Source organism: Streptomyces sp. CC0208 (genome assembly GCF_003443735.1).
GTDB classification, from domain to species: domain Bacteria; phylum Actinomycetota; class Actinomycetes; order Streptomycetales; family Streptomycetaceae; genus Streptomyces; species Streptomyces sviceus.
The window spans coordinates 6,850,137-6,876,140 of the sequence record NZ_CP031969.1; the positions used below are offsets into that span (position 1 = coordinate 6,850,137).

Below are 26,004 nucleotides of genomic sequence, written 5' to 3' on the forward strand. Positions count from 1 at the left end.
ATGCGCAGACGGACCTTCATGGCCGCCGGGACGGGACTCGCCCTCGCGGCGGCCGCCCCGGCCCACGCCGGCACCCGCCGTGTCCTCCACGTCCGGCCCGGCGACTCCGTCCAGGGGGCCGTGGACGCGGTCACCGGCCCCGGCTGGACGATCGTCGTGCACCCGGGCACCTACCGCGAGGTCGTCAGCGTCCCCGCCGACAAGCCGGAGCTGACCGTGCGCGGCGCGAGCCGGGACCCGCGCGCCGCGGTCATCGTGTACGACCACGCGAACGGCACCCCGAAGCCGGACGGTTCGGGCACCTACGGCACCGCCGGCTCCGCCACCTTCACCTCCGCGGCCCCCGGCCTCACCGTCCGCGACCTCACCCTCGCCAACGACTGGCTGCGCGCCGACCACCCCGACATCACCGGCACCCAGGCGGTCGCCGCCTGCACCTACGGCGACCGGACCCACTTCGAGAACGTCCGCCTCCTGGCCCACCAGGACACCCTCTTCGTCGAGACGACCGCCCTCGCCTCCTTCGACCGGCAGTACTTCCGCCGCTGCTACATCGAGGGCGACGTGGACTTCGTCTTCGGCCGGGCCACCGCCGTGTTCGAGGAGTGCCACTTCCACACCCTCCGGCGGGACGTGAACTTCACCCCCAAGGGCATGGTCTTCGCCCCCTCCACGGCCCGCGCCAACCCGTACGGCATCCTCGCCGTCCGCTCCCGCGTCACCTCCGGCGCCGAGGACGGGGCGTACAAACTGGCCCGCCCCTGGGTGCCGTCGTACGAGACGACCGCCTGGCCGTCCCTGGTGGTGCGGAACTCCTGGATCGGGCCGGGGATCGACCCGGTCGCGCCTTACACCAACATGCGCGAGGCCTATCCCTGGCAGACCATGCGCTTCCGGGAGTACGCCAACTCCGGCCCCGGCGCGGTGATCTCGGTCCCCGACAACCGGCCCCAGCTGACCGCCGAAGAGGCCGCCGCGCACACCCGGCGGACGTATCTCGGGGACTGGAGGCCCTATGAGCGCCGGTGACCCGCTGGGGCGGCGGGCCTTCGTGGTGGGCGCCGGAGCGGCTGTGCTCGCCGGGGGAGCGGTGAGCCCCGCGGAGGCCGGGGTCGTGGACGGCCCGCTGCCCGACTTCCACCCGGCACTCAAGGCCGAGCTGAACTTCCCGCTGGCCTGGGGGACTTCGCCGGTCCGCGACTTCCGCGCCTGGCGGCGGACCGCTCGTGCCAAGGTCGAGGAGCACCTCCTCGTCGACCGCGAGGACGGGACGCCGTACGCACCCCGGTTCACCCGCCGCACCCAGGGCGACGGTTACACGCGGGAGGTGGTCACCCTCTCCCTCACCCACCACGAACGCGTCCGCGCCGCCCTGCTCACCCCGCACGGTCCCGGGCCGTTCCCCGCCGTGCTGCTGCTCCACGACCACGGGGCGAAGTTCGACATCGGCAAGGAGAAGCTGGTCCGGCCCTGGTACGACGACACCCGGCTCGCCTCCGCGCAGACCTGGGCCGACACGTACTTCAGCGGCCGGTTCGTCGGCGACGAGCTGGCCCGGCGCGGCTATGTCGTCCTGTGCGCGGACGCCCTCGGCTGGGGCGACCGCGGACCCGTCACCTACGACCAACAGCAGGCCCTGGCAAGCAACTTCTACCACCTCGGCTCCTCCCTCGCCGGGCTCATGGCCCGCGAGGACGCCCGTGCCGCCGACTTCCTCGCCGGTCTCGACCGGGTGGATGCCCGCCGTGTCGCGGCCGTCGGTTTCTCCATGGGCGCCTACCGCGCCTGGCAGACCGCCGCGTTGACCGACGCCGTCCGGGCCACGGCCGCGGTCTGCTGGATGACCGGCCTCAAGGAAATGATGGTGCCCGGCAACAACACCCTGCGCGGGCAGTCCAGTTACTACATGCTCCACCCCGGGCTTCCCCGGTTCCTCGACTTCCCCGACGTGGCGAGCATCGCCGCCCCCAGGCCGATGCTGTTCTTCAACGGCAGGCTCGACCCGCTGTTCCCCGCCGACGGCGTCCGCGTGGCGTACGACAAGCTGCGCGCCGTCTGGCACTCCCGCCACGCCGAGGAGCGGTTGCACCTGAAGACCTGGCCCGACCTCGGCCACGTCTTCGTCGACCGCATGCAGGACGAGGTCTTCAGCTGGCTCGACGCCGTCCTGTGAACCATCCCCCCACCCGCACACGAAGGGACCCGCTCACCATGTCTCGTCGTACCGCTCTCACCGTCCTGTCGGCCCTGTCCCTGGGCGTCGGCCTCGCCGTCCTCCCGACCCAGGCGCAGGCCGCGACCGTGGTCGTCAGCAACTCGACCGACCTGTCCAACGCCATCAAGAACGCCGGCGCCGGCACCGTCATCCAGGTCCGCGGCGGCACCTACTACCCGACGGCCACCCTCCAGTCCACGGCCAACGGCAGTTCCTCCGCGCCCATCACCCTCACGGCGTACGGCTCGGAGACCGTCAAGATCGACGGCTCGTCGCTGCCCGACGGCGACTGGATCTTCAAGCTGACCGCCGACTACTGGAACGTCTCCAACATCACCTTCCAGAACTCCCCGGACAGCGCGGTCGTCTGCCAGTCCTGCACCGGGACGGTCTGGAACAACATCAAGACCATCAACGGCGGCGACTCCGGCTTCACGCTCACCGGCGACGGAACCGTGAACAACACCGTCAAGAACATCGACTCCTACGGCAACTACGACGCCGCGAACCACGGCGAGAACGCCGACGGCATCGCCGTGAAGTTCGGCTCCGGCACCGGCAACCTCATCACCGGCGCCCGCCTCTACAACAACTCGGACGACGGGATCGACTTCTGGTCCTTCTCCTCGCCGGTCACCGTCGAGCACACCTGGTCCATGGGCAACGGGGTCAACCGCTGGTCCGACTCCGCCTTCGCGGGCGACGGCAACGGCTACAAGCTGGGCGGCGACGGCGAGGTCGTCGCGCACGTCATCAACAACTCCGCCGCCTGGGGAAACGCCGGCAACGGCTTCACCGAGAACTCCAACACCGGCGCCATCTCCATCAACCGCACCACCGCCTACGCCAACAGCAAGTGGGGCTACTACTTCGCCACCAGCTCCGCGAAGCTCGGCAAGAACCTCGCGGTGAGCAACGGCAGCGGCTCGGTCAGCAAGGGGTCCAAGGTGACCTCGTCCGGCAACAACTGGGACAGCGGGATCAGCACCCCCGCCTTCAAGTCGACCGACGCCTCGACGACGTACAACGCGCGCAGCTCCAGCGGCACCCTGCCCGCCACCACGTTCCTGACGACCGGCAGCACCACCATCGGCGCGACCATGAACTGACGCGGCCTCCGAAACCCCGCCTCAGGGCGCTTGACCCGTTTTTTACCGGGCGGGTCTCGCGCCCGACATGGTGACGCGCGTAGAACCTCTGTCATGCATAAGTCACTGCGTATCGCTGCCGCCACCGCCGCCTGTGCGGTCGCCGGCGCCGCCCTGTACGGCGCCGGCGCGGCCACCGCCGGCCAGTCCACGGCGAACTCCACGCACGAGCCCTACAACATCGGGCTCCTGGTCAAGGACATCGACACCTACTACGGCACCACCGCCGACGCGAACGGTGTCTACCAGGCGTCGCCCACCAGTCCGTACGCCAAGGACCTCGCGTCCCTCGACAAGGCGGCCCGGAAGTACATCGACCAGGCCGCCCGCAAGGCGCACCACAGGGGTGAGAAGCCCGCCGTGGTCTTCGACATCGACGACACGCTGCTGCTCAGCCTCGACTACGAGAAGCGCTACAACTACACGTACAACCCGACCACGTGGGCCGACTACGTGAACCGGGCCGACCGCCCGGCCGTCTTCGGCAGCCCCGAGCTCGTGCGGTACGCCGAGAAGAAGGGCGTCGAGGTCTTCTACAACTCCGGCCTCAGCGAGGCGCAGCGCTCGGCCGCGGTCGAGAACCTGAAGAAGATCGGCGCCGATGTGAACCTCGACGCCGACCACGTGTTCCTCAAGGACAAGGCGAACCCGCCGTCCTACCTGAGCGCCTGCGCCACACCGGGCACCTGGACCTGCACCACCGTGCAGTACAAGTCCGGCACCCGCGCGCACATCGAGAAGGACCTCGGGTTCGAGATCATCGCCAACTTCGGCGACCAGTACTCCGACCTGGAGGGCGGTTACGCCGACCGGACGTACAAGCTGCCGAACCCGACGTACTTCGTGAGCTAACCCCGCACCGGCCGGATCCCTTCGAGGGTCGGCACCACGGGCTTGATCGTGCCGTCCGCCGCGAACTCCAGGCGGTCGACGGTGGTTTCGCGGTGCATGCCGTCCCCGCCCGGCCTCCCCGGCCCGTTCAGGGCGAACCGGTGATAGACGATGTACCAGTCGTCGGTGCCGGGGACGTTCACCACGGAGTGGTGACCGGTGGCGAGGATGCCGTACTCGGGACGCTTGGACAGGATCGTCCCCTTCTTGGTCCACGGGCCGAGCGGGGACGGTCCCGTCGCGTAGGCGACGTGGTAGTTCTCGCTGCGGGTGTCGTCCTCGGACCACATGAAGTAGTACGTGCCGTGCCGCTTGATCACGAAGGAACCCTCGCGGAAGTCGTCCGGGGTGATGTCCTCGATCTTCGCCGGGTCGTACGAGGTCATGTCGTCGTTCAGCGGCACGACGTACCCGTGCCCGTTGCCCCAGTAGAGGTACGACGTCCCGTCGTCGGTGAAGACGGCCGGGTCGATCATCTGGCCCTGCAGCGAACCGCCCTTCGCCACCAGGGGCTTGCCGAGCGCGTCCTTGAAGGGGCCCGCGGGGGAGTCCGCCACGGCCACACCGATCTGCTGCTCGGCGCAGAAGTAGAAGTAGTACGTGCCGTTCTTCTCCGCGATCGCCGGCGCCCACGCGTACTTGTCGGCCCACGACACGTCCGCGCCGAGGTCGAGGATGACCCCGTGGTCCTTCCAGTGGACCAGGTCCTTCGACGAGTACGCCTTGAAACGGGTCCCGCCCCAGCCGTTGAAGCCGTCGGTGGTCGGGTAGATCCAGTACTCGCCGTTCAGGTAGTGCACGTCCGGGTCGGCGTTGAGGCCGGGCAGGACGGGGCTGCCGGTCCGCACCGCCTCGACCGTCCAACTCCGGCTGGTGCCGTCGGCGGCCGTCACGGTGTACGACTGCGGCCTGCGGAAGTCGCGCTGGGTACCGGACCTGGGGGCGATGCTCGCGCCCTCACCCACGGCGATCTTCGGAGCGAGGTGCGTGAGGTCGGTGTCGGTCTGCACCGGGAGCACGACCTTCGACGCGGCCTCCGTGAGGATCGCGTACCCCTTCTGCCCCTTGGCCGTCGCGTCCACCACCGAGGCGGGCGTCGACGGATACGCGGCCAGCAGCCGGTCGTACTCCTTCTGCGTCACCGGAAGCACCGTGCCGTGCCGGGGACTCGCGGGCAGCTGGTAGTTCGTGGACGGGGTCCACCTGCCCGAGTCGAGGTCGGTGGTCTCGAAGGGGACGTACCCGCGGCCGCCGTACTCGTCGATGAACAGGTACCACTTCTTCTCGGTGTTCGACTTGAACACCGTCGGCCCCTCGCCGCGGTCCATCGCCCCGCTGCCGATGCAGTCCGCGACCAGGTCGTACCTGGTGGCGGTCAGGCTCGTCGACTCCTCGCCGGTGATGAACTTGGCGCAGGGCGAGCTGGAGGCGGGGTCCCGCTCGTCCTTGGTGTAGCGGTAGTAGGTGTCCTTGTACTTCACGACCGTCGAGTCGATCACCGAGTAGCCGGGGTCGTTCCAGACCTTCGGCGCGCCGAAGGTGCGGAAGTCCTTGGTGGTCGCGTACAGCATCTTGTTGTACGTCGATCCCGTGTGCCCGGGGTCGTCGTCGGCGTACAGCTTCGACGCCCAGAAGACGACGTACTCACCGAGGCCGGCGTCCCAGTAGGCCTCCGGCGCCCAGGTGTTGCCCGCGTTGTCCGGGGCGACCTTCACCAGGCGCTGGTCGGTCCAGTGGACCAGGTCGGTGGACTCCCAGATCATGATCGACTTGCTGCCGTGCCGCTGGACGTCGTCCCAACTGCCGCTGCTGTTCCGGTACATGCGCAGGTTTGTGGCGATCAGATAGAACTTGTCGCCCTTGGGGGAGCGGATCACGAAGGGGTCCCGCAGGCCCTTCTCGCCGGCCGTCGACGTCAGCACCGGCTTGCCCTGGTTCAGCTCGCGCCAGTGCAGGGGGTCGTTGCCGCGGCTGAGTGCGTAGCGGATCTGCTCGCCGTCTGCGGTGCCCTCACCGGTGAAGTAGGCGAAGAGATAGCCGGCGTACGTGGAGTGGCTCACGGGTGGTGCTCCTGGGTGGGCGGAACCGGGCGGTGCGGTGAGAAGGGCCAGCAGTAGCGAGAGACAGGCGACGAGGAGGATACGTGGGCGCATGTCACTCCTGGGGGTGTGGGGGTGTGGGGGTTTCTGTGGGGTGCTGTGCGCGCCTTCGGAGTGTTACGAGTGGGAAACAGCACGTCAATCGGTGAGCGCGCGAGGAGAAGCAGCGAAAGTTTCGGTTGCTTTCGGCTGAGCGGCCGAACGGGGAAACGCCCCGCCTGTCGTCACAGGCGGGGCGTTCCTAGTGCCGGCCCGAGGGGGGCTCCAGCCGGCAGCTGCCGGCCGAGGGGGGCTCAGGCCGGCAGGTCTGTGAAGTTGTACGCCGTCATTCAGGCACCACCGTCATTCCGGCACTACTAGGGACGTCCATGGTGACCGAATGGTTGTTCCCCAGGGGAGAACTTGTGGTGAGGGAGCGCTTGTTGGGCTCCGTGGGAGTCGGAGTCGGGACCGTTCACCCATGGAGTTGCCGCCGACGAGGAAAAGGTTGCCGCCCCGCCGAGAACTTTTTTCGGCAAGCCTGCGGCAACGGCCTACGAGCCCCCTTCGCCCGCGGCCCCGTCGTCCTGCGCCGCGAAGCCACCCTTCACGGCGAGGTGCCCGGACCTGGCGGTCGCCGTCGCGGTGTAGCCGTCGTCCTTCGCGTCCCGGCCGCCGCGCTCATGGTTGTACTGCCCGGCGAACACCCACTCGCCCTTCGGGACCGTGCGGCCGTCCTTGAGTACCCAGGTGTAGACGAGGAACCCGTCCCGCTCGGCGACCGTCAGCGTGAAGTCGCCCTCGGGCAGCGAGCGCCAGGCCCCGGTGTCGGTGACCCCGCCGGTCTGTGCGATCCGCAGCTCGACCGTGAGCGAGGTCAGTTGCTCGGACGTCCTGACGGTGACATTGCTCTGTGCCCAGAACTGATTGCTGTGCCTGTCCATCGAGCCGTCCGACCACAGCGGGCCGTCCTCGGCGCCGGACGCCGGCACCCCGGCGGAGGCGCTCGGCGTGCCCGAGGGTGTACCGCTCGGCTTGTCGGCCCGGTGGGTGGGGGCGGTGTTCCGCGTCGGATGCGCCGACGGGGCGGGCGGACGGCTGGTCGCGTCGGGGGAGGGGGTGGGCGTACCCGTGGCAGCGACCCCCTTCTGGGCCGGCGGCTCGTCCTTCACCGCGGACGCCACCGCGTACCCGCCGAGGCCCAGCACGCAGGCGACCGCGGCCGTGGCGCTCACCACCCGCACCCAGCCGTAGAACTGTGGCCGTCTCGCCCGGTGGTCGGGGCGGCTCTGCTCCGCAATACCGCGCTCGACCCGGGCGAGGATCCGCTCGCGGTTCGGCTCGTGCGACTCGGCCGCGTCCCGCAGCCGGGCGCGCAGTGCGCCGTGCACGTCCCGCTGCATGGTCATCGGTCCCTTCCTCCGGCGTCACCGGTACGCGCCATCGTGGCACGCACCTTCTGCGGAGCGTTCTGGGGGCCCAGCAGCCGCTGCAACTCGGCCATCCCCTTGGAGGTCTGGCTCTTCACCGTACCGACCGACACCCCCAGGGCCAGCGCGGTCTCCTTCTCGGAGAGATCGAACGCGTGCCGCAGCACCACGCACGCCCGCTTGCGGAACGGCAGCCTGCGCAGCGCCTCCTGGACATCGACCGCGCCCGCCACGTCCGGGTTCTCGGCCTTCTCCTCGCGCTGGGACCAGAACAGGGCGACGCGCCGGCGCTCCCGGACCGCGCTGCGGATACGGGTGCGGGCCAGGTTGGCGACCACCCCGCGCGCGTACGCCACCGGGTGGTCGGCCGCGCGCACCCGGTCCCAGCGGTGCCACAGCGCCAGCAGCGCGTCCGCCGCCAGGTCGTCGGCGGCGTCCGGCTCGCCGGTCAGCAGATGGGCGAGGCGGGACAGTTCGGCATAGTGGCGTTCGAAGAAGGCGTGGAACTCCACGGAGGCGGCGTCGTCGACGACTGTGCCCACGGGCTCCCTCTCCTTTGTGTGTCATGTGAATGACATGTGATCATCCGGGGGTGGCCGGCCGGAGATCCGGAAGCGTAGCAGTGATCGATCAGGTGTTCCCGTACGGGTCTTCGAACAAGGTCTGACGGGGCGACCCCCGAATCCGTAACACGGGGAAAACCTGAAGCGCGTTCACCGCAGGAACAATCCAGCCAGCATCCGCACACCGATCATTCAGGCACCCAGGAGCAGCGACCATGTCCGTCGACCGGTACTTCAGGATCTCCGAGAGGGGATCCACCTTCGCCCGTGAGATACGCGGCGGCTTCGCCACGTTCTTCACGATGGCCTACATCCTTGTCCTGAATCCCATCATCCTCGGCAGCGCGAAGGACAAGTTCGGGCACCAGTTGGATGCGGTCCAGCTGACCACCGCGACGGCCCTGGTGGCCGCGGTGATGACGATCGTCATGGGTGTGGGCGGGAACCTGCCGCTCGCGCTCGCCGCCGGGCTCGGGCTCAACGCGGTCGTCGCCTTCCAGATCGCCCCGCTGATGAGCTGGGACGACGCGATGGGACTGGTCGTCCTGGAGGGCCTGCTCATCTGCGTGTTGGTGGTGACCGGCCTGCGCGAGGCCGTCATGCACGCCATTCCGCAACCGCTCAAGCAGGCGATCAGTGTCGGCATCGGGCTGTTCATCGCGTTCATCGGCTTCGTGGACGCGGGGTTCGTGAGCCGTATCCCCGACGCGGCCAACACCACTGTGCCGGTCCAGCTCGGCGGCACCGGCGCGCTCAGCGGCTGGCCGATCCTGGTCTTCTGTCTCGGGGTACTGCTGACGATCGGGCTGCTCGCGCGCAAGGTCAAGGGCGCGATCCTGATCAGCATCGTGACCATGACGGTCCTCGCGATGATCATCAACTCGATCGCCGACATCAAGTCCTGGGGGCTGACGACGCCGCAGTGGCCCGACAAGGTCGTCGACGCCCCGGACTTCGGTCTGATCGGTCACTTCAGCCTGTTCGGCTCCTTCAGCGCGCCCGGCGTCGGGATCGTCACGGTCGTCCTGCTGATCTTCACGCTGATCCTCTCCGACTTCTTCGACACGATGGGCACGGTCGTCGGCATCAGCGCGGAGGCCGGACTGCTGGACGAGGAGGGCAAGGTGCCCAACCTCGGCCGGGTCCTGCTGATCGACGGGGCGGCGGCCGTGGCCGGTGGCGCGGCGTCCGCGTCTTCCGCCACGTCGTACATCGAGTCGGCGGCGGGGGTCGGTGAGGGCTCGCGCACCGGGTTCTCGAACCTGATCACGGGCGGGCTGTTCGGCCTGGCGCTGTTCCTGACCCCGCTGCTGACCATCGTCCCGCTCCAGGCCGCCGCGCCCGCCCTGGTCGCCGTGGGCTTCCTGATGATGACGCAGGTCAAGCACATCGACTGGGACCGCTACGACATCGCGATCCCGGCGTTCCTGACCATCGCCGTGATGCCGTTCACCTACTCGATCACCAACGGCATCGGGGCCGGGTTCCTGGCGTACGTCGTGATCAAGGTCGTACTGGGCAAGGCCAAGGAGATCCACTGGCTGCTGTGGGCGGCCTCGGCGCTGTTCCTCGTGTACTTCGCGATCGACCCGATCGAGCAGGTGCTCGGCGCCAAGTAACCACCGGGAGGACTCAGTTCCTCAGGGCCGCCTCCATCATGGCCTTGGCCACGGGGGCGGCCAGACCGTTGCCGCTCACCTCCGAGCGGGCCGCGTTGGACTGCTCCACGACCACCGCCACGGCGACCTCCTTGCCGTCGGCCTTTCCGTAGGACGTGAACCAGGCGTACGGCGTCTTGCTGTTGTTCTCGCCGTGCTGGGCGGTGCCCGTCTTGCCGCCCACCGTGACGCCGTCGATCCGGGCGTTGGTGCCGGTGCCGTCCTGGATCACCGACTGCATCGCGGACTGGAGTTGTTCCGCCGTGTCCGAGCTGACGACCTGCGTCGTGGCCGCCTCGTCGTCGTAGTTCTTCAGGACGTCGCCGCCGTGGTCGGTGATGGTCGACACCATGTGCGGTGAGACCAGCTTGCCGCCGTTGGCTATGGCCGCGGAGACCATGGCCATCTGGAGCGGCGTGGCCGTGACGTCGAACTGGCCGATGCCGGTCAGCGCCGTGGACGACTTGTCCATGTCGGAGGGGTAGACGCTCTCGTAGGCTCGCACCGGGACGTCCTGCTCGGCGTTGTTGAAGCCGAACTTCTCGGCCATCGCCCGCACCTTGTCCTGGCCGAGGTCGACGGCCATCTTCGCGAAGACGGTGTTGCAGGAGTACTCGAGCGCGACCCGGATCGAGGCGTTCTCACAGGGCGCCGAGGAGTTCTCGTTGCCCAGCGGGGTCACCGTGCCCGGCAGGGTGTACGGATCCGGGCTGACGGTCTTCTCGTCCACCGAGGAGTACAGGCCGTCCTCCAGCGCGGCCGCCGCCACCACCAGCTTGAACGTCGAGCCGGGCGGCAGCGGCTGGCGCAGCGCACGGTTGGTGAGCGGCTTGTCGGAGTCCGCGGTGAGCTGCTTCCAGGCCTTGCCCGCGGTGTTGGCGTCCGTCAGCGAGGACGGGTCGTACGAGGGCGTCGACACGACCGCCAGGATCTTGCCGGTCGTCGGGTCGATCGCGACGGCCGCGCCCTTCTTGTCGCCGAGCGCGTCGTACGCGGCCTTCTGCACGGCCGGGTCGATCGTCGTGATCACATCACCGGGCTCGGCCCGCTGGTTGGTGATCGTGTCCATGACGGTCTTCAGCCGGCTGTCCGTGCCGTTGAGGAGGTCGGCGTAGATGCCCTCCAGCTGGGTCGGGGCGTAGGCCTGCGAGGCGTAACCCGTCACCGCCGCGTACAGCTTGCCGTTCGTGTACGTCCGCTTGTACGCGAGGTCGCTGTCCGTCGTCCTCGCGGAACCCGTCACGGCCTTTCCGGCCACGATGATGTTCCCGAGCGGCGAGGAGTACGTCTCGATCGCGTTCCGCCGGTTGTCGTTGTCGTCCGCGAGCGCCTGGCCCTCGTAGAACTGCACCCAGGTCGCTCGGATCAGCAGAGCGAACACCAGGAGCAGCGCGAAGACCGATGCGCGCCTGATCGTCTTGTTCATCCCACACAGAAGACGATCAGGCGGCGGCGAGTCGTTCCCATCCGTCCGCTTTTCTCATCGGACGTTCATCCGCGGCCGTTTGTACGGCCTCTGCCACGGCGCCCTCACGCGTGCAGCGTGAGCACGACCTCGTCGATCTCAGCCCCGCGCGCGTTGGCGTACCCGGACGCCTGGGCGGTCACCCGGAAACCGCACTTCTCCAGGACGCGCAGGGAGCCGGTGTTGTCGGTGGCCGCCCGGGCGTACAGGGGGCGCTCGGGCACCTGGGCGACCAGCTCCCGCAGGGCCGCGGTGGCGATGCCGCGCCCCCAGTAGGCGCGGTCGATCCAGTACGTCACCTCGCGCTCGCCCGGCTCGCCGTACACCGCCGCGCTGCCCACCACGTCCCCGTCCGCCAGGACCGTGCGGTGCACGGCGTCGGAGGCGCGGATCCGTTTCCAGTGGGCGTCGAAGGCGTCCCGGTCGGCCGGGTCCTTCGGGGTGAAGGCCGCCATGTGCAGGGCCTCGGGGTCGTTCATCTGCCGGAAGAAGACCGGCAGATCGCTGTCATGGACTTCGCGGAGAACGATCTGCATGCCTCAGAGCGTAGGGCCTGCCGGCGGTGGGGCGGTTGTTTGTCCTCGGCTTGGTGGGGGCGGGCGTTCTGCGCAGTTCCCCGCGCCCCTGAGAAGCCTGTTGCGGTCGGTGGATCGGGCGCTGCGTCCGAGGGGCCCGGGTGCCGCGCTCAGAGCCTGCGGGTCGCCAGGGTCAGTCGGTCCCGTGCGTCGAACAGGGCGTCCTTCACCATCTGTTCGTGCGCCGGGGTCAGCCGGGCCACCGGCACCGAGCAGCTGATCGCGTCCCGCGCGGGCGTGCGGTACGGGATCGCGACGCCGAAGCAGCGCAGTCCCAGTGTGTTCTCCTCGCGGTCCACGGAGAAGCCCTGCTCGCGGATCTGGTGCAGCTCCTCGATGAGCTTCTCGCGGTCGGTGATGGTGTGCTCGGTGAGCGCCGGCAGGGTCTCCGGCAGCATCTTGCGGACCTGCTCGTCGGAGTAGGTGCTCAGCAGCGCCTTGCCGAGGGAGGTGGAGTGCGCCGGGAGGCGGCGGCCGACCCGGGTGAAGGGCCGTAGGTAGTGCTGCGACTGCCGGGTGGCGAGGTAGACGACGTTCGTGCCGTCGAGGCGCGCGAGGTGGATGGTCTCGGTGGTGTCGTCGGAGAGCCGGTCCAGGGTGGGCCGGGCCGCCGCGACCACCTCGTCGCCGTCGATGTACGAGGTGCCGACGAGCAGGGCCCGCACCCCGATGCCGTACCGCGTGCCCGTCGCGTCGGTCTCCACCCAGCCCAGCTCGACCAGCGTGCGCAGCAACATGTAGAGGCTGGACTTGGGGTACCCGACGGCCTCCTGCACGGCGGCCAGGGAATGCATGCCGGGGCGCCCGGCGAAGTATTCGAGCAGTTCAACCGTCCGTACCGCGGACTTGACCTGTGACCCGCCGCCCGTCTCGCCTGCCGACATCGCCCTTGACCCCTTTGTTGGACGAGAACCAGAGTTATAGTCTCCAACAGCATATTCACCATCAGAGACAGCGTTCAGTATATCGAACGTTCCTGGTGGGTGACCCAGATACACGTGGAGGGACCCGCGGTGGCAGCAGCACCAGTCTGGAGTGTCGACCCCCGAACCGGGAAGCAGCGCGAACAGGTTGCGGTGGAGGCCACAGCCCAGGAGGTGGACGCCGCCGTCCGCGCCGCGTACGAGGCGCGCGCTTCGCTCGCCGACCGCACGGTCCGCGCGGCCTTCCTGCGCACCGCGGCCACCAAGCTCGAAGAGTCCAAGGAGCACCTCGTCGAGGCCGCGGACGCCGAGACCGCGCTCGGCCCGGTCCGGCTGACCGGCGAGCTCGCCCGCACCTGCTACCAGCTGCGGGCCTTCGCGGACATCGTCGACGAGGGCGAGTTCCTCGGCGTGGTGATCAATCACCCCGACGACACCGCGACCCCGCCGATCCCGGACCTGCGCCGCTACAAGGTGCCGCTGGGTGTCGTCGCCGTGTACTCGGCCTCGAACTTCCCCTTCGCCTTCTCGGTCGCCGGCGGCGACACCGCGAGCGCGCTGGCGGCCGGCAACCCGGTCGTCGTCAAGGCCCACCCCGACCACCCGGGCCTGTCCGAGCTGGTCGCGTCCGTGCTGCGCCGGGCCGCCGACGAGCACGGCATCCCCGCGGGCGTGCTCGGTCTCGTCCACGGCTTCGAGGCCGGCATCGAGCTGATCAAGCACCCGCTGATCGCCGCCGCGGGCTTCACCGGTTCCGTGAAGGGCGGCCGCGCCCTGTTCGACGCGGCGGCCGCGCGGCCGGTGCCGATCCCGTTCCACGGCGAGCTGGGCTCCCTGAACCCCGTCGTGATCACCGAGGAGGCCGCTGCCGAGCGCGCGGAGGCCATCGGCGCCGGGCTCGCGGGCTCCATGACCCTCGGCGTCGGCCAGTTCTGCGTGAAGCCGGGCCTGGTCCTCGTGCCGTCCGGCGCGGCGGGCGACGGCCTGGTGAAGTCCCTGACCGACGCGGTCAGCGACACCGACGCGGGCGTCCTCCTCGACCACCGCATGCGGGACAACTTCGTCGCCGGCGTCGCCGAGCGCGCGGAGCTTCCCGATGTAGAGACGCCGGTGACGCCCGGCGCGGGCGGCGAGCACACGGTCAGCGCGGGCTTCCTCACGGTGGCGGCGGAGAAACTGACCGAAGAGGGGGCGTACGACCTGCTCCTGGAGGAGTGCTTCGGCCCGGTCACCGTGGTGGCCCGCTACGACGACGACGACCAGGCGCGCGCCGTGCTGTCCCGGCTTCCGGGCAACCTCACCGCGACCGTCCACCTGTCGGAGCAGGAGGCCGCGGGCGAGGGGCGCGGCGCCGAGATCCTGGCCGAGCTGACCCCGCTGGCCGGCCGGGTCCTGGTGAACGGCTGGCCGACGGGCGTGGCCGTGGCCCCGGCCCAGCAGCACGGCGGCCCGTACCCGGCGACGACCTCCACGTCGACGTCGGTGGGCGGTACGGCGATCGAGCGCTGGCTGCGCCCGGTGGCGTACCAGAACGCGCCGGAGGCCCTGCTGCCGCCGGAGCTGAGGGACGACAACCCGCTGGGCCTGCCCCGCCGTTTCAACGGCCGTCTCGAGCGCTAGACACCCGACGCTCGCCCGCGGAGAGGGAACTGGAAAACTCTGAGGATGGACCTCGACCTTCCCCAACTCCCTTTCCCTCTCCGCACCTACGGCCCCGACGGGCACTGGAAGTACGAGGACGGCTTTCTCTCCGGCTGGGCCGGCCCCCGGCAGGACCGTTTCGTGCCGCCCACCGGAGAATCCCTCGACCCCGCCGCGGACGCGCCGAGGCTGCTCGGTGCCCCCGAGGGCGACTTCCAGCTGATAGCCCGGGTCACCGTGGGCTTCAACGGATCGTTCGACGCGGGCGTGCTGTACGTCCATGTCGGCGAGCGGGCCTGGGCCAAGCTCTGCCTGGAGAACTCGCCGACCGTGCCCACCGTCTGCACGGTCGTCACCCGGGGGCACTCCGACGACTGCAACTCCTTCACCGTGGACGGCAGTTCGGTGTGGCTGCGGGTCAGCCGCACCGGCCGCGCCTTCGCCTTCCACGCCTCCCGGGACGGCAAGCACTGGACCTTCGTCCGCCTCTTCACCCTGGGCGACGAGAAGGAGACCGGCGCGGCCCTGGTCGGCTTCATGGCCCAGTCCCCGATGGGGGAGGGGTGTGTGGTGACGTACGACCACATCGAGTTCAGGCCGGAGTGGCCGGCGGACCTGCGCGACGGCAGCTGAAGCCTCCGGCGGCGGGACCAGAAGCCCACGGGGGTGCCGGCGCCGGGGGTTCGGCGGGTGCGGCTCCGTCCTGGCTGGTCGCGCAGTTCCCCGCGCCCCTGAGGGCGCTACGCGCCCCGGGAATGGCCAGCGCTGTTTGAACGTTCAGCAAACCAGGCGGAGGATGTCTCCGCAGCCCGCCCGACCTGGAGAGAGCCGAACCATGCGCGTCGAGATCTGGAGCGACATCGCCTGCCCCTGGTGCTACGTGGGCAAGGCCCGCTTCGAGAAGGCGCTGGAGGCCTTCCCGCACCGTGACGGTGTCGAGGTGGTCCACCGGTCGTTCGAGCTGGATCCCGGGCGGGCCAAGGGCGAGGTCGAGCCCGTCCTCGCCATGCTCAGCAAGAAGTACGGCATGAGTGAGGCCCAGGCCCAGGCCGGCGAGGAGAACCTCGGGGCCCAGGCCGCCGCCGAAGGGCTCGCCTACCGGACCCGCGACCGCGACCACGGCAACACCTTCGACCTGCACCGCCTCCTCCACCTCGCCAAGGAGCACGGCAGGCAGGACGAGCTGATCCAGATCCTCTACCGGGCCAACTTCGCCGAGGAGAGGTCCCTGTTCACCGAGGGTGACGAGCGCCTCGTCGAGCTCGCCGTGGAAGCCGGCCTGGACGCCGACGCGGTCCGCAAGGTCCTCGCCGACCCCACCGCCTACGCCGACGAGGTCCGTGCCGACGAGCGCGAGGCCGCCGAGCTCGGCGCCAACGGCGTGCCCTTCTTCGTCCTGGACCGCAAGTACGGCGTCTCCGGCGCTCAGCCCGCCGAGGTCTTCACCCAGGCCCTCACCCAGGCCTGGGGCAACCGCTCCCCGCTGCGGCTGATCGACCAGGGCGACGCCGGCGCGGAGGCCTGCGGTCCCGACGGGTGCGCCGTACCCCAGCAGGGCTGACAAACACGCAGGTCGGCGCGGACCTATAAGCGTTCCTTGGCGGAACCACGTAGAAAATCGCAATGGACCGAGAGGTCTCTGGGCCCCACAGTTGAGCCATGGAGACCTTCGAGAGCCTCGTCCGCGCCGAGTTCGCCCCGAAGAACACCTTCCTCAACACCGCGAGCAGCGGCCTGCTCCCCGCCCGGACCGTCACGGCCCTCCAGGAGGCCGCGCTGATCCGCGCCGAGGGCAGGCCGCTGGATCCGCTGTTCCAGGACGTGGAGGCGGCCCGTGCCGCGTTCGCGAGGCTCGCCGGCGTCCCGGTCGCGCGCGTCGCGGCCGGCGCCTCCGTGTCCGCCCACTCCGGCCTGGTCGCCGCCTCGCTGCCGCCGGGCGCCGAAGTCCTCACCGCCGAGGACGACTTCACCTCCGTCGTGAACCCCTTCCACACCCGCGGCGACCTCAAGGTCCGCATCGTGCCGCTGGAGCGGCTCGCCGACTCCGTCCGCCCCGGCACCGCCCTCGTCGCCGTCAGCGCCGCCCAGTCCGCCGACGGCCGGATCGCCGACCTGTCCGCCCTGCGGGAAGCGGCCCGGGACCACGGAGCCCGCACCTACGTCGACTTCTCGCAGGCCGCGGGCTGGCTCCCGGTGGACGCCGGGTCGTACGACTACACCGTCTCCACCACCTTCAAGTGGCTGCTCGGCCCGCATGGCGCGGCCTTTCTCGCCGTGCCGGAGGACTTCGGCGACCTGAAGCCGGTGCTCGCCGGCTGGGTCGCGGGAGAGGTCCCGTGGGACAGCTGCTACGGCCCCGTCGCCGAACTGGCCCACTCCGCCCGGCGGTTCGACGTCAGCCCGGCCCTGTTCACCTACACGGGCACCCGCCGCTCCCTCGAACTCCTGGAGGAGCTCGGCGTGGACGCCGTGCGCGCCCACGACCTCGCCCTCGCCGACCGCTTCCGTAAGGGGCTTGCCGCTCTCGGCCACGAACCCCTGCCCGCACCCGGTTCGGCGATCGTCTCCGTGCCCGGACTCGGCGGCCGGCAGCCCGAGTTGAGCGCGGCGGGCATCGAGGTGTCCAACCGGGCCGGCAACCTGCGCGCCTCCTTCCACCTGTACAACACGGCCGCGGACGTCGACCGGCTGCTGGACGCCCTGTCTTCCTGAACCGCTGGCGCCGGTACTGTTCGCGGTCAGGGTTTCTGCCTGCTGGTTGGCGGCCGGTACGCGCCGGACACCGGGCCCGGGAAACGACGGCGACGCGGCCGCCGTACGGAACGTACTGGAGCGGGCCGCGTCGCCGTCGTGGCTGTGAGGGTCACCCCTCAGAGTCGCTGCGGGGTCACTTCACCGGCGTGAAATCCCTCGCGCCGATGAACTCCGGCCGCCGGATGGGCGCCGCGAACGGCTCCACGGCCTGGTTCTCCACGCTGTTGAACACGATGAACACGTTGCTGCGCGGGAACGGCGTGATGTTGTCGCCGGAGCCGTGCATGGCGTTGCAGTCGAACCAGGTCGCCGAACCGGCCTTGCCGGTGAACAGCTTGATGCCGTACTCCGACGCCATCGCGGTGAGAGCCTCGTCCGACGGCGTGCCCGCGTCCTGCATCTGCAGCGACTGCTTGTAGTTGTCCTTCGGGGTGGCACCCGCGCACCCGAGGAAGGTGCGGTGGGACCCCGGCATGATCATGAGGCCGCCGTTGGTGTCGTAGTTCTCGGTCAGCGCGATCGAGACGGACACCGTGCGCATGTTCGGCAAGCCGTCCTCGGCGTGCCAGGTCTCGAAGTCGGAGTGCCAGTAGAAGCCGCTGGCCCCGAAACCGGGCTTGACGTTGATCCGCGACTGGTGGACGTACACGTCCGAGCCGAGGATCTGCCGGGCCCGGCCGACGACCCGCTCGTCGCGCACCAGGTTCGCGAACACCTCGCTGATCTTGTGCACCTCGAAGACCGAGCGGATCTCCTTGGACTTCGGCTCGATGATCGAGCGCTCGTCCGCGCGGATCTCCGGATCGGTGACGAGCCGCTCCAACTCACGCTGGTAGACCGGGACTTCGGCGGGGCCGATGAGCTGGTCGACGGCGAGGAAGCCATCGCGCTCGAAGGTCTCCAGGTCGGCCGTGGCGATCGGTCCCGGCGCGCCGGGCGCCGACCAGACGACCGGGTCCTTGCGGGGGATCGACACCTCGGTGGCGCCGCGGCTGGGGTAGAGATCGGTGACGGTGGTCATGGTGGTCATGCGGTCACACCTCCTCGGGTTCGGTGAGCAGCGGGTAGACGCCGTTCTCGTCGTGGTCCTCCCGGCCGGTCACGGGCGGGTTGAACACACAGATGCAGCGGAAGTCCTCCTTGACCCGCAGTGTGTGCCGCTCGTGACCGTCCAGGAGGTACATGGTCCCCGGCGTGATCGAGTGCGTCTGCCCGCTCTCGTGGTCGGTCAGCTCGGCCTCGCCCTCGACGCAGACGACGGCCTCGATGTGGTTCGCGTACCACATCGACGTCTCCGTACCCGCGTACAGGATCGTCTCGTGCAGCGAGAAGCCGACCCGCTCCTTGGCGAGCACGATGCGTTTGCTCTCCCAGGTGCCGGACGCGGCCTTCACATGCCGGTCGGTGCCTTCGATGTCCTTGAACGAGCGGACGATCACGGTGCTGCGATGCCTCCTACGTAGACGGTGGTTCAGTCGGTGGTTCAGAGGGTTCAGACGGTTTCCCGTACGGCACGGGCGAGGATGCTCAGCCCCTCGTCCAGTTCCTCGGGGGTGATCGTGAGCGCCGGAAGCAGCTTCACGACCTCGCTCTCGGGGCCCGACGTCTCGATGAGCAGCCCGAGTTCGAAGGCCCGGTGCGCCACCCGGCCCGCGCGGTCCTTGTCGTGGAACTCCAGGCCCCACACCAGCCCGCGCCCGCGGTACTCCTTGACGTCGGCCAGGTTCTCCTCGGTGAGGGAGATGAGCCCCTGCTCGACCTGCTCGCCGCGCTGGCGGGTCTGCTTCTCCATCGCGGAACCGTCCGCCCAGTACTGCTCCAGGGCGGCGGTCGCCGTGACGAACGCCGGGTTGTTGCCGCGGAAGGTGCCGTTGTGCTCGCCCGGCTCCCAGATGTCCAGCTCCGGCTTGAACAGGCACAGGGACAGGGGAAGGCCGTAGCCGCTGATGGACTTGGACACGGTGACGATGTCCGGCGTGATGCCCGCCTCCTCGAACGAGAAGAAGGCCCCCGTCCGTCCGCAGCCCATCTGGATGTCGTCGACGATGAGCAGCATGTCCTGCCGCTCGCACAGCGCGGCGAGCGCCTGGAGCCACTCCCGGCGGGCGACGTTGATGCCGCCCTCGCCCTGCACGGTCTCCACGATCACGGCGGCCGGCTTGTTGAGACCGGAGCCCTGGTCCTCCAGGAGCCGCTCGAACCACAGGAAGTCCTCGACGGTGCCGTCGAAGTAGTTGTCGAACGGCATGGGGGTGCCGTGGACGAGCGGGATACCGGCGCCGGCCCGCTTGAAGGCGTTGCCGGTGACGGCGAGGGAGCCCAGCGACATCCCGTGGAAGGCGTTGGTGAAGGACACGATGGCCTCGCGCCCCTTGACCTTCCGGGCCAGCTTGAGCGCGGCCTCCACGGCGTTGGTGCCCGTCGGCCCCGGGAACATGACCTTGTACGGCAGGTCGCGCGGGCGCAGCACCAGGTCCTGGAAGGTCTGCAGGAAGGCGCGCTTGGCGGCGGTCGACATGTCGAGCCCGTGCGTGATGCCGTCGCGCTCCAGGTAGTCGATCAACGCCCGTTTCAGGACGGGGTTGTTGTGGCCGTAGTTCAGTGAACCGGCGCCGGCGAAGAAGTCCAGGTACGCGTGGCCGTCCTCGTCGTACAGGCGGCTGCCCTGCGCGCGGTCGAAGACGGTGGGCCAGCCGCGGCAGTAGCTGCGTACCTCGGATTCGACGGTCTCGAAGACGCTGAGGTCGGGCTGGGTGATGGTCACGACGAATCGCTCCTCGGGTGCGTGGGGGGTCAGGCGGAGGGGGTGGGGGAGGCGGTGGAGAGGGGCCCGATGCGGTAGAGGACCTCGGGGTCGTGCGGCCCGTCGGGGAACAGGCTCGTGTCGAACAGCACCTCGCGCTCCAGACGGGCGCCACGGCGTTCGGCGAACGACGTGAACAGCCGCTCGGAGGCGGTGTTGCCCGGCGTGATGGTGGTCTCGACGCTGCCCAGCCCGCGCTCGGCGGCGAGCCGCGCGGTCAGTCCGTCGAGCAGGGCGGCGGCGAGTCCGCGGCCGCGGTACGCCGAGTCCACGGCCACCTGCCAGACGAGGAGGGTGTCGGGGCGGTCCGGGCGGACGTACCCGGTCACGAAGCCGATCGCCTCTCCGCGGTCGTTCCGTGCCACCGCCGACGTGTCGGCGAAGTCGCGACACCACAGCAGATAGCTGTACGACGAGTTCAGGTCGAGGACCTCGGAGTCGCGGGCGATCCGCCACAGCGCGGCTCCGTCCGCGACCGTCGGCCGGTCGATTTGCAGGTCTGCTTGTGCGGCAGTCATGCGAATTGAATTTACCGAGGGAAATTCAAAATTGCATCGTCGGACGGGGTTACGTGCGGGCGTTTCATGTGTTATCACGCGGGCGCGCGCCGACGCGCAAGAAGTGACCGTTATGAACCATTGTGCCCAGTAAATAACGGACAAATTGATCATGGTGTGTAACGCGTCACAAGCATGTAACCCCCACGAGATCCGCCTGAATTCCCTCGCTTCGCGTTCGCAGAATCTTTGCGTTTAGGTCGAGGGAAAGCGGGCAGAAGAAGACGGGAAGCTATTCTCCGATAAACCCCGGAATTACCTTGCTAATTATGCACCCGTTAATGAAGGAGTCGGCCGAGGGCTACCGCCACGCGTCCTCCGCGGCGCGCAGCGCGCTTTCCACGTCCGCCGCGATCCCCTTCTCCCGCAGCGCCGCACCCAGCGCCGCCAGGCTCGCCCGCACCGCCCCCAGTGTCGCGTCCACCCCGTAGTGGTTGACCCGGATCATCTCCTTGGCCAGGGCGCCCCCGCCCGCGGCCAGCGGGAGCGCGGGGTCGCAGGACAGGGCCCGGGTGACGAGCTCCGAGGCCGCCACGCCGGACGGCGCACGCAGTGTCGTGGCGGCCGGAGCGGCCTCGCGGTCCTCGTGGACATAGGGCTCCAGGCCCCCGCCGAGCGCCCGCGCCCCCGCCCGGGTCGCCGCGGCGGCGGCCCGGTGCCGGCCCATCACCGCGTCCAGCCCGTCCGCCTCGATCCGCTCGACGCACGCCTCCAGTGCCAGCATCTCCAGCTGCGCCGGAGCGTGCAGCAGGGCCTTGCGGCCGCCGTCGATCCAGCGCTCCTTCCAGTCCAGGAGGGACAGGTACGACCGGCGCGGGGCCTTCGGGTTCGCCGCCATCCGGGCCCACGCCCGCTCGCTCACCGACACCGCCGAGACACCCGCGGGGCCGCCCATCGCCTTCTGCGCCCCGATCACGCACAGGTCCACACCCCACGCGTCCGGCAGCACCGGCTCGGCGCCGACGGAGGCGACCGCGTCGAGGTAGAAGAGGGCGCCCTGCCGCCGTACGACCTCTCCGATCTCCGCGACCGGGTTGGTGTTCCCCGTCGCCGCCTCCGCGTGCACCAGTGACACGAAGTCGATCGCCGGGTGCTCCTCGAACGCCGCCGCGATCTGCGCGGCCGTCACCGCCGTGTGGAACGGCACCGCGAGGTCGATCACCGTCGCGCCGCAGTCCCGCAGCCAGTCCCCGAAGGTCTGCCCGTACGGACCGGTGATGACGTTCAGCGCGGTCGTACCCGGACCGGCCGTGGAGCGGATCGCCCCCTCCAGCGGCAGCAGCGCCTCACCCTGCATGATCACGACGTCCTGCTCGGTGCGCAGCAGCCGCGCCACACGGTCCTCGATCGAGGCGAACTGTGCCGCGCCGAGCGGGGCCAGGTCCAGGAAGGGGTGCGTCACGACGGTGCTCTCTTCGCTCACTGGGGTAGACGTGACGAGCGTAACCGTTCCCCTGCAACCCCCGACGACTGGCGACTTCTTAGGCTGAACGGCCTCGCAACCATCGGTTTGGTTTGAGAGACTCAAACCTTTCCTTATAATCGGAACCCACAGTTCCCCCACAGGAGGCCTCCCGTGAACACCCTCTCCGGGCGCCGGACCCGCGTCCTGGCCGCCACCACCGCGACGGCCGGGCTCCTGCTCGTCGCCGCCTGCACCTCCAGCGACGACGGCGGCAGCGGTTCGAAGACCGCCGCGGGCGGGGTCGAACTGGTCAAGGCCGGACAGCTCACCACCTGCACCCACCTGCCCTACCCGCCCTTCCAGTCGGAGATCGACGGCAAGGTCCAGGGCTTCGACGTCTCGCTCATCGACCTGGTCGCCAAGGACCTGGGCGTGAAGCAGGAGATTCTCGACACCCCCTTCGAGAACTTCAAGACCGGCGCCTTCCTCAACTCCGGCTCGTGCGACCTGGCCGCGGCCGGCATGACCATCACCGAGGAGCGCAAGAAGAACGTCGACTTCTCGGACCCCTACTTCGACGCCACCCAGGCCCTCCTGGTCGCCAAGGGCAGCGGGATCTCCTCGCTCGCCGACGCCAAGGCGAAGAAGGTCAAGCTCGGCGCCCAGGCGCAGACCACCGGCGAGGACTACGTCAAGGGTCAGGGCTTCGACCCGGTCTCCTTCGAGTCCTCCGACGCCGTGCTCAACGGTCTGCGCTCCGGTCAGGTCAAGGCCGTCGTCATCGACTACCCGGTCGTCCAGGGCTGGCTGAAGAACAAGGCCAACGCCGACGCCTTCCAGGTCGCCGACAACATCAACACCGGTGAGCAGTACGGCTTCACGGTGAAGAAGGGCAACACCAAGCTGCTGGCCGCCGTCAACAAGGCGCTCTCGGACGCCAAGGCCGACGGCACCTACAAGAAGCTCTACGAGAAGTGGATCGGCCCGTACGACGCCTCGGCCGCGTCGCCCTCCGCCTCATGACCGCGACGGACGCACAACTCCAGCCTCGCAAAAAGGGCCTGAGCCGACGTCAGAAGCGCAGCCTGTCCCGCGGTATTCAGTACGTCGTCTTCGTGGCCGTCGTGATCGCCTTCGCGGTCTCGGCGGACTGGGGCCGGCTGAAGAACCAGTTCGCGCAGGCGGACATCGCCGACCAGATGTTCCCCGACGTCATCACGCTGGCGTTGAAGAACACTGTGCTCTACACGCTGTCCGGTTTCGTCGTCGGGCTCGTCCTCGGCATGGTCATCGCGCTGATGCGACTGTCGTCGGTGGGCCCGTACCGCTGGTTCGCCGGTGTCTACATCGAGATCTTCCGCGGTCTGCCCGCGCTGCTGATCTTCATCTTCATCGGCGTGGCCGTACCGCTCGCGTTCCCCGGCACGGAGATCATCGGCGGCACGTACGGCAAGGTCGCCCTCGCGCTCGGCCTGGTGGCGGCGGCCTACATGGCGGAGACGATCCGCGCGGGCATCCAGGCGGTGCCCAAGGGACAGATGGAGGCGGCCCGTTCCCTGGGCTTCTCCCCGGCCCGCGCGATGGTCTCGATCATCATCCCGCAGGCCTTCCGGATCATCCTCCCGCCGCTGACCAACGAACTCGTCCTGCTCTTCAAGGACTCCTCCCTGGTGCTGTTCCTCGGAGTCACCCTTGAGGAGCGCGAACTGTCCAAGTACGGCCGCGACCTGGCCAGTACGACCGCCAACTCCACGCCGATCCTCGTCGCCGGCCTGTGCTACCTGCTGGTGACGATCCCGCTCGGGTTCGTGGTCCGCCGTATGGAGGCCAAGGCCCAGGAGGCCGTGAAATGACCGTTGAGGCGAGCCGGCCGGAGATCGAAGTACGCGGTCTGCACAAGTCGTTCGGCACCAACGAGGTTCTCAAGGGCATCGACCTGGAGATCGGCCAGGGCGAGGTCGTCTGTGTGATCGGCCCCTCCGGCTCGGGCAAGTCCACGCTGCTGCGGTGCGTGAACCTCCTGGAGGAGCCGACGAAGGGACAGGTCTTCGTCGGCGGCACCGAACTCACCGACCCCGACGTGGACATCGACGCCGTACGCCGCCGTATCGGCATGGTCTTCCAGCAGTTCAACCTGTTCCCGCACCTCACGGTGACCGAGAACCTCACGCTGCCGCAGCGCAGGGTCCTCAGGCGGGACAAGGCGAAGGCCGCGAAGGTGGCCGCCGAGAACCTGGAGCGCGTGGGCCTCGCCGAGAAGGCGGACGCCTATCCCGCCTCCCTGTCCGGCGGTCAGCAGCAGCGGGTCGCGATCGCCCGGTCCCTGTCCATGGGCCCCGAGGTGATGCTCTTCGACGAGCCGACCTCGGCCCTCGACCCGGAGCTGGTGGGCGATGTGCTGGCGGTCATGCGCATGCTGGCCCAGGAGGGCATGACGATGATGGTCGTCACCCACGAGATGACCTTCGCCCGCGAGGTCGCCGACCGGGTCGTCTTCATGGACGGCGGGGTGATCGTCGAGGACGGCACCCCGGCCCAGGTCATCGGCGATCCCAGCCATGAGCGCACCCGCCACTTCCTCTCCCGGCTCCTCGACCCCGCGATGGCCCAGGTCGAGGAGGAGACCTCCGACCAGCTGGGCAAGGACGGCTAGACGGTCACTAAGGTGCGGTCCATGAACGATCGCGCGGTGCTGCACGTGAAGGGCCGGATCCTGGCCGGTCCCGAGGACGTCCGGGACGAGTTGTGGGTGGTCGACGGGCGGATCTCCTACGACCGTCCCGTCGCCGCCCGTGACGTCCGGACGGTGTCGGGCTGGGCGCTGCCGGGTCTGGTGGACGCGCACTGCCACGTGGGCCTGGGCGCGCACGGCCCGGTCGAACAGGACGTGGCCGAGAAGCAGGCGCTGGCCGACCGGGAGGCCGGCACCCTGCTGATCCGCGACGCGGGATCGCCCTCCGACACCCGCTGGGTGGACGACCGCGAGGACCTGCCGAAGATCATCAGGGCCGGCCGGCACATCGCCCGCACCCGCCGCTACATCAGGAACTACGCCTGGGAGATCGAGCCCGAGGACCTCGTCGCGTACGTCGCACAGGAGGCCCGCCGGGGTGACGGCTGGGTGAAGCTGGTCGGCGACTGGATCGACCGCGAGGTCGGCGACCTGGCCCCCAGCTGGCCGCGAGAGGCGGCCGAGGCGGCCATCGCGGAGGCCCACCGCCTCGGCGCCCGCGTCACCGCCCACTGCTTCGCCGAGAACTCCCTGAAGGACCTGGTCGAGGCGGGCATCGACTGTGTCGAACACGCGACGGGCCTCACGGACGACCTGATCCCGCTCTTCGCCGACCGAGGCGTCGCGATCGTCCCGACCCTGGTCAACATCGCGACCTTCCCCAAGCTGGCGGACGGCGGCGAGTCCAAGTTCCCCCGCTGGTCCGCCCACATGCGCCGGCTCCACGAGCGCCGCTACGACACCGTCCGCGGCGCCTACGACGCCGGTATCCCGGTCTACGTCGGCACGGACGCGGGCGGCACCCTCCCGCACGGCCTGGTGGCGGCGGAGGTCGCCGAACTCGTGACGGCCGGAATCCCCCCGCTGGACGCGCTGTCGGCGACGACCTGGGGCGCCCGGAACTGGCTGGGACGCCCCGGCCTGGAGGAGGGGGCGTCCGCGGACCTGGTGGTGTATGAGCAGGACCCGCGCACGGACGTACGGGTCCTGGCGGCCCCGCTCCAGGTCGTGCTGAACGGCCGGGTGGTGCAGTAGGGGCGCCACGATCGTGTGAACTCCCGGCGGATCGCCGTGGAACGACCCCGCTTTCGAACCCGCCTTCGCGGTCCGGGGCCCGGGCCTAGTTCTACTCGGTCCTTCCGACGGGCACCGTCGAGATCCGTTTCC

Annotated in this window: 24 protein-coding genes; 13 read left to right on the forward strand and 11 right to left on the reverse strand. The window is 69.5% G+C overall.

The window, feature by feature from the left end; genetic code table 11:
* From D1369_RS31455 to D1369_RS31470, 4 genes are all read left to right on the forward strand, one after another.
* The gene (locus D1369_RS31455) at positions 1 to 1,029 is read left to right on the forward strand and encodes a pectinesterase family protein (RefSeq protein WP_007381164.1); all 1,029 of its coding nucleotides are present in this window, start codon (positions 1 to 3) and stop codon (positions 1,027 to 1,029) included.
* Complete coding sequence (locus D1369_RS31460) at positions 1,016 to 2,173, forward strand: alpha/beta fold hydrolase (protein WP_007381163.1); 1,158 nt, start codon at positions 1,016 to 1,018, stop codon at positions 2,171 to 2,173. Before D1369_RS31455 ends, D1369_RS31460 begins: the two co-directional genes overlap by 14 nt.
* 38 nt (positions 2,174 to 2,211) lie before the next feature.
* Positions 2,212 to 3,324 (forward strand): chondroitinase-B domain-containing protein, encoded by a 1,113-nt coding sequence (locus D1369_RS31465; RefSeq protein WP_037899529.1) that lies wholly within the window; start codon positions 2,212 to 2,214, stop codon positions 3,322 to 3,324.
* A gap of 93 nt (positions 3,325 to 3,417) precedes the next feature.
* On the forward strand, positions 3,418 to 4,215 hold the full coding sequence (locus D1369_RS31470) for an HAD family acid phosphatase (RefSeq protein WP_007381161.1): 798 nt from the start codon (positions 3,418 to 3,420) through the stop codon (positions 4,213 to 4,215).
* On the opposite strand, the gene D1369_RS31475 is transcribed toward D1369_RS31470, so the two are convergent.
* The 3 genes from D1369_RS31475 to D1369_RS31485 form a co-directional block, all read right to left on the reverse strand.
* Positions 4,212 to 6,407: a family 43 glycosylhydrolase gene (locus D1369_RS31475; protein WP_007381160.1), complete on the reverse strand. Its 2,196-nt coding sequence runs from the start codon at positions 6,405 to 6,407 to the stop codon at positions 4,212 to 4,214. The genes D1369_RS31470 and D1369_RS31475 overlap by 4 nt on opposite strands.
* A 479-nt stretch (positions 6,408 to 6,886) precedes the next feature.
* Complete coding sequence (locus tag D1369_RS31480) at positions 6,887 to 7,741, reverse strand: hypothetical protein (protein ID WP_007381159.1); 855 nt, start codon at positions 7,739 to 7,741, stop codon at positions 6,887 to 6,889.
* Positions 7,738 to 8,304 (reverse strand): SigE family RNA polymerase sigma factor, encoded by a 567-nt coding sequence (locus tag D1369_RS31485; RefSeq protein ID WP_007381158.1) that lies wholly within the window; start codon positions 8,302 to 8,304, stop codon positions 7,738 to 7,740. Before D1369_RS31485 ends, D1369_RS31480 begins: the two co-directional genes overlap by 4 nt.
* A gap of 236 nt (positions 8,305 to 8,540) precedes the next feature.
* Between D1369_RS31485 and D1369_RS31490 the strand changes: the two genes are divergently transcribed.
* The gene (locus tag D1369_RS31490) at positions 8,541 to 9,944 is read left to right on the forward strand and encodes an NCS2 family permease (RefSeq protein WP_007381157.1); all 1,404 of its coding nucleotides are present in this window, start codon (positions 8,541 to 8,543) and stop codon (positions 9,942 to 9,944) included.
* 13 nt (positions 9,945 to 9,957) lie between these two features.
* Here D1369_RS31490 and D1369_RS31495 read toward each other — a convergent pair whose 3' ends face one another.
* From D1369_RS31495 to D1369_RS31505, 3 genes are all read right to left on the reverse strand, one after another.
* Positions 9,958 to 11,409: a penicillin-binding transpeptidase domain-containing protein gene (locus D1369_RS31495; RefSeq protein ID WP_007381156.1), complete on the reverse strand. Its 1,452-nt coding sequence runs from the start codon at positions 11,407 to 11,409 to the stop codon at positions 9,958 to 9,960.
* 104 nt (positions 11,410 to 11,513) lie between these two features.
* Entirely contained in the window at positions 11,514 to 11,984 is a 471-nt protein-coding gene (locus tag D1369_RS31500; RefSeq protein ID WP_007381155.1) for a GNAT family N-acetyltransferase, read from the reverse strand.
* A 149-nt stretch (positions 11,985 to 12,133) separates the two neighbouring features.
* On the reverse strand, positions 12,134 to 12,907 hold the full coding sequence (locus D1369_RS31505) for an IclR family transcriptional regulator (protein WP_007381154.1): 774 nt from the start codon (positions 12,905 to 12,907) through the stop codon (positions 12,134 to 12,136).
* Between the two features lie 129 nt (positions 12,908 to 13,036).
* On the opposite strand from D1369_RS31505, the gene D1369_RS31510 reads away from it, so the two are divergent.
* The 4 genes from D1369_RS31510 to D1369_RS31525 all read left to right on the forward strand — a co-directional run bounded on the left by D1369_RS31510 (position 13,037) and on the right by D1369_RS31525 (position 17,299).
* Entirely contained in the window at positions 13,037 to 14,566 is a 1,530-nt protein-coding gene (locus D1369_RS31510) for an aldehyde dehydrogenase (NADP(+)) (protein WP_007381153.1), read from the forward strand.
* Positions 14,567 to 14,611: 45 nt separating this feature from the next.
* Entirely contained in the window at positions 14,612 to 15,220 is a 609-nt protein-coding gene (locus D1369_RS31515) for a DUF1349 domain-containing protein (protein WP_007381152.1), read from the forward strand.
* A gap of 202 nt (positions 15,221 to 15,422) precedes the next feature.
* The gene (locus tag D1369_RS31520) at positions 15,423 to 16,148 is read left to right on the forward strand and encodes a DsbA family oxidoreductase (RefSeq protein WP_007381151.1); all 726 of its coding nucleotides are present in this window, start codon (positions 15,423 to 15,425) and stop codon (positions 16,146 to 16,148) included.
* Positions 16,149 to 16,246: 98 nt separating this feature from the next.
* Positions 16,247 to 17,299, forward strand: coding sequence for an aminotransferase class V-fold PLP-dependent enzyme (locus D1369_RS31525; RefSeq protein WP_118082742.1), 1,053 nt, complete (start codon positions 16,247 to 16,249; stop codon positions 17,297 to 17,299).
* A 175-nt stretch (positions 17,300 to 17,474) separates the two neighbouring features.
* Here D1369_RS31525 and thpD read toward each other — a convergent pair whose 3' ends face one another.
* The 5 genes from thpD to D1369_RS31550 all read right to left on the reverse strand — a co-directional run bounded on the left by thpD (position 17,475) and on the right by D1369_RS31550 (position 22,103).
* Entirely contained in the window at positions 17,475 to 18,371 is an 897-nt protein-coding gene (thpD, locus tag D1369_RS31530; RefSeq protein WP_007381149.1) for an ectoine hydroxylase, read from the reverse strand.
* A 4-nt stretch (positions 18,372 to 18,375) separates the two neighbouring features.
* On the reverse strand, positions 18,376 to 18,780 hold the full coding sequence (locus D1369_RS31535) for an ectoine synthase (RefSeq protein WP_007381148.1): 405 nt from the start codon (positions 18,778 to 18,780) through the stop codon (positions 18,376 to 18,378).
* A gap of 53 nt (positions 18,781 to 18,833) precedes the next feature.
* The gene (ectB, locus tag D1369_RS31540; protein WP_007381147.1) at positions 18,834 to 20,105 is read right to left on the reverse strand and encodes a diaminobutyrate--2-oxoglutarate transaminase; all 1,272 of its coding nucleotides are present in this window, start codon (positions 20,103 to 20,105) and stop codon (positions 18,834 to 18,836) included.
* Between the two features lie 29 nt (positions 20,106 to 20,134).
* Complete coding sequence (ectA, locus tag D1369_RS31545) at positions 20,135 to 20,662, reverse strand: diaminobutyrate acetyltransferase (RefSeq protein ID WP_007381146.1); 528 nt, start codon at positions 20,660 to 20,662, stop codon at positions 20,135 to 20,137.
* A gap of 340 nt (positions 20,663 to 21,002) precedes the next feature.
* On the reverse strand, positions 21,003 to 22,103 hold the full coding sequence (locus tag D1369_RS31550; protein ID WP_037903194.1) for an aminotransferase class V-fold PLP-dependent enzyme: 1,101 nt from the start codon (positions 22,101 to 22,103) through the stop codon (positions 21,003 to 21,005).
* 174 nt (positions 22,104 to 22,277) lie between these two features.
* On the opposite strand from D1369_RS31550, the gene D1369_RS31555 reads away from it, so the two are divergent.
* From D1369_RS31555 to D1369_RS31570, 4 genes are read left to right on the forward strand one after another with little or no spacing between them, the layout of a single operon-like run.
* Positions 22,278 to 23,129 carry a transporter substrate-binding domain-containing protein gene (locus tag D1369_RS31555; RefSeq protein ID WP_007381144.1) on the forward strand — a complete coding sequence of 284 codons (852 nt, stop codon included), beginning with the start codon at positions 22,278 to 22,280 and terminating at the stop codon, positions 23,127 to 23,129.
* Positions 23,126 to 23,959, forward strand: coding sequence for an amino acid ABC transporter permease (locus D1369_RS31560; RefSeq protein WP_007381143.1), 834 nt, complete (start codon positions 23,126 to 23,128; stop codon positions 23,957 to 23,959). The genes D1369_RS31555 and D1369_RS31560 overlap by 4 nt, the downstream gene beginning before the upstream one ends.
* The gene (locus D1369_RS31565) at positions 23,956 to 24,759 is read left to right on the forward strand and encodes an amino acid ABC transporter ATP-binding protein (protein ID WP_007381142.1); all 804 of its coding nucleotides are present in this window, start codon (positions 23,956 to 23,958) and stop codon (positions 24,757 to 24,759) included. Before D1369_RS31560 ends, D1369_RS31565 begins: the two co-directional genes overlap by 4 nt.
* Before the next feature lie 21 nt (positions 24,760 to 24,780).
* Entirely contained in the window at positions 24,781 to 25,872 is a 1,092-nt protein-coding gene (locus D1369_RS31570) for an amidohydrolase family protein (RefSeq protein ID WP_007381141.1), read from the forward strand.
* Positions 25,873 to 26,004 lie beyond the last annotated feature (132 nt).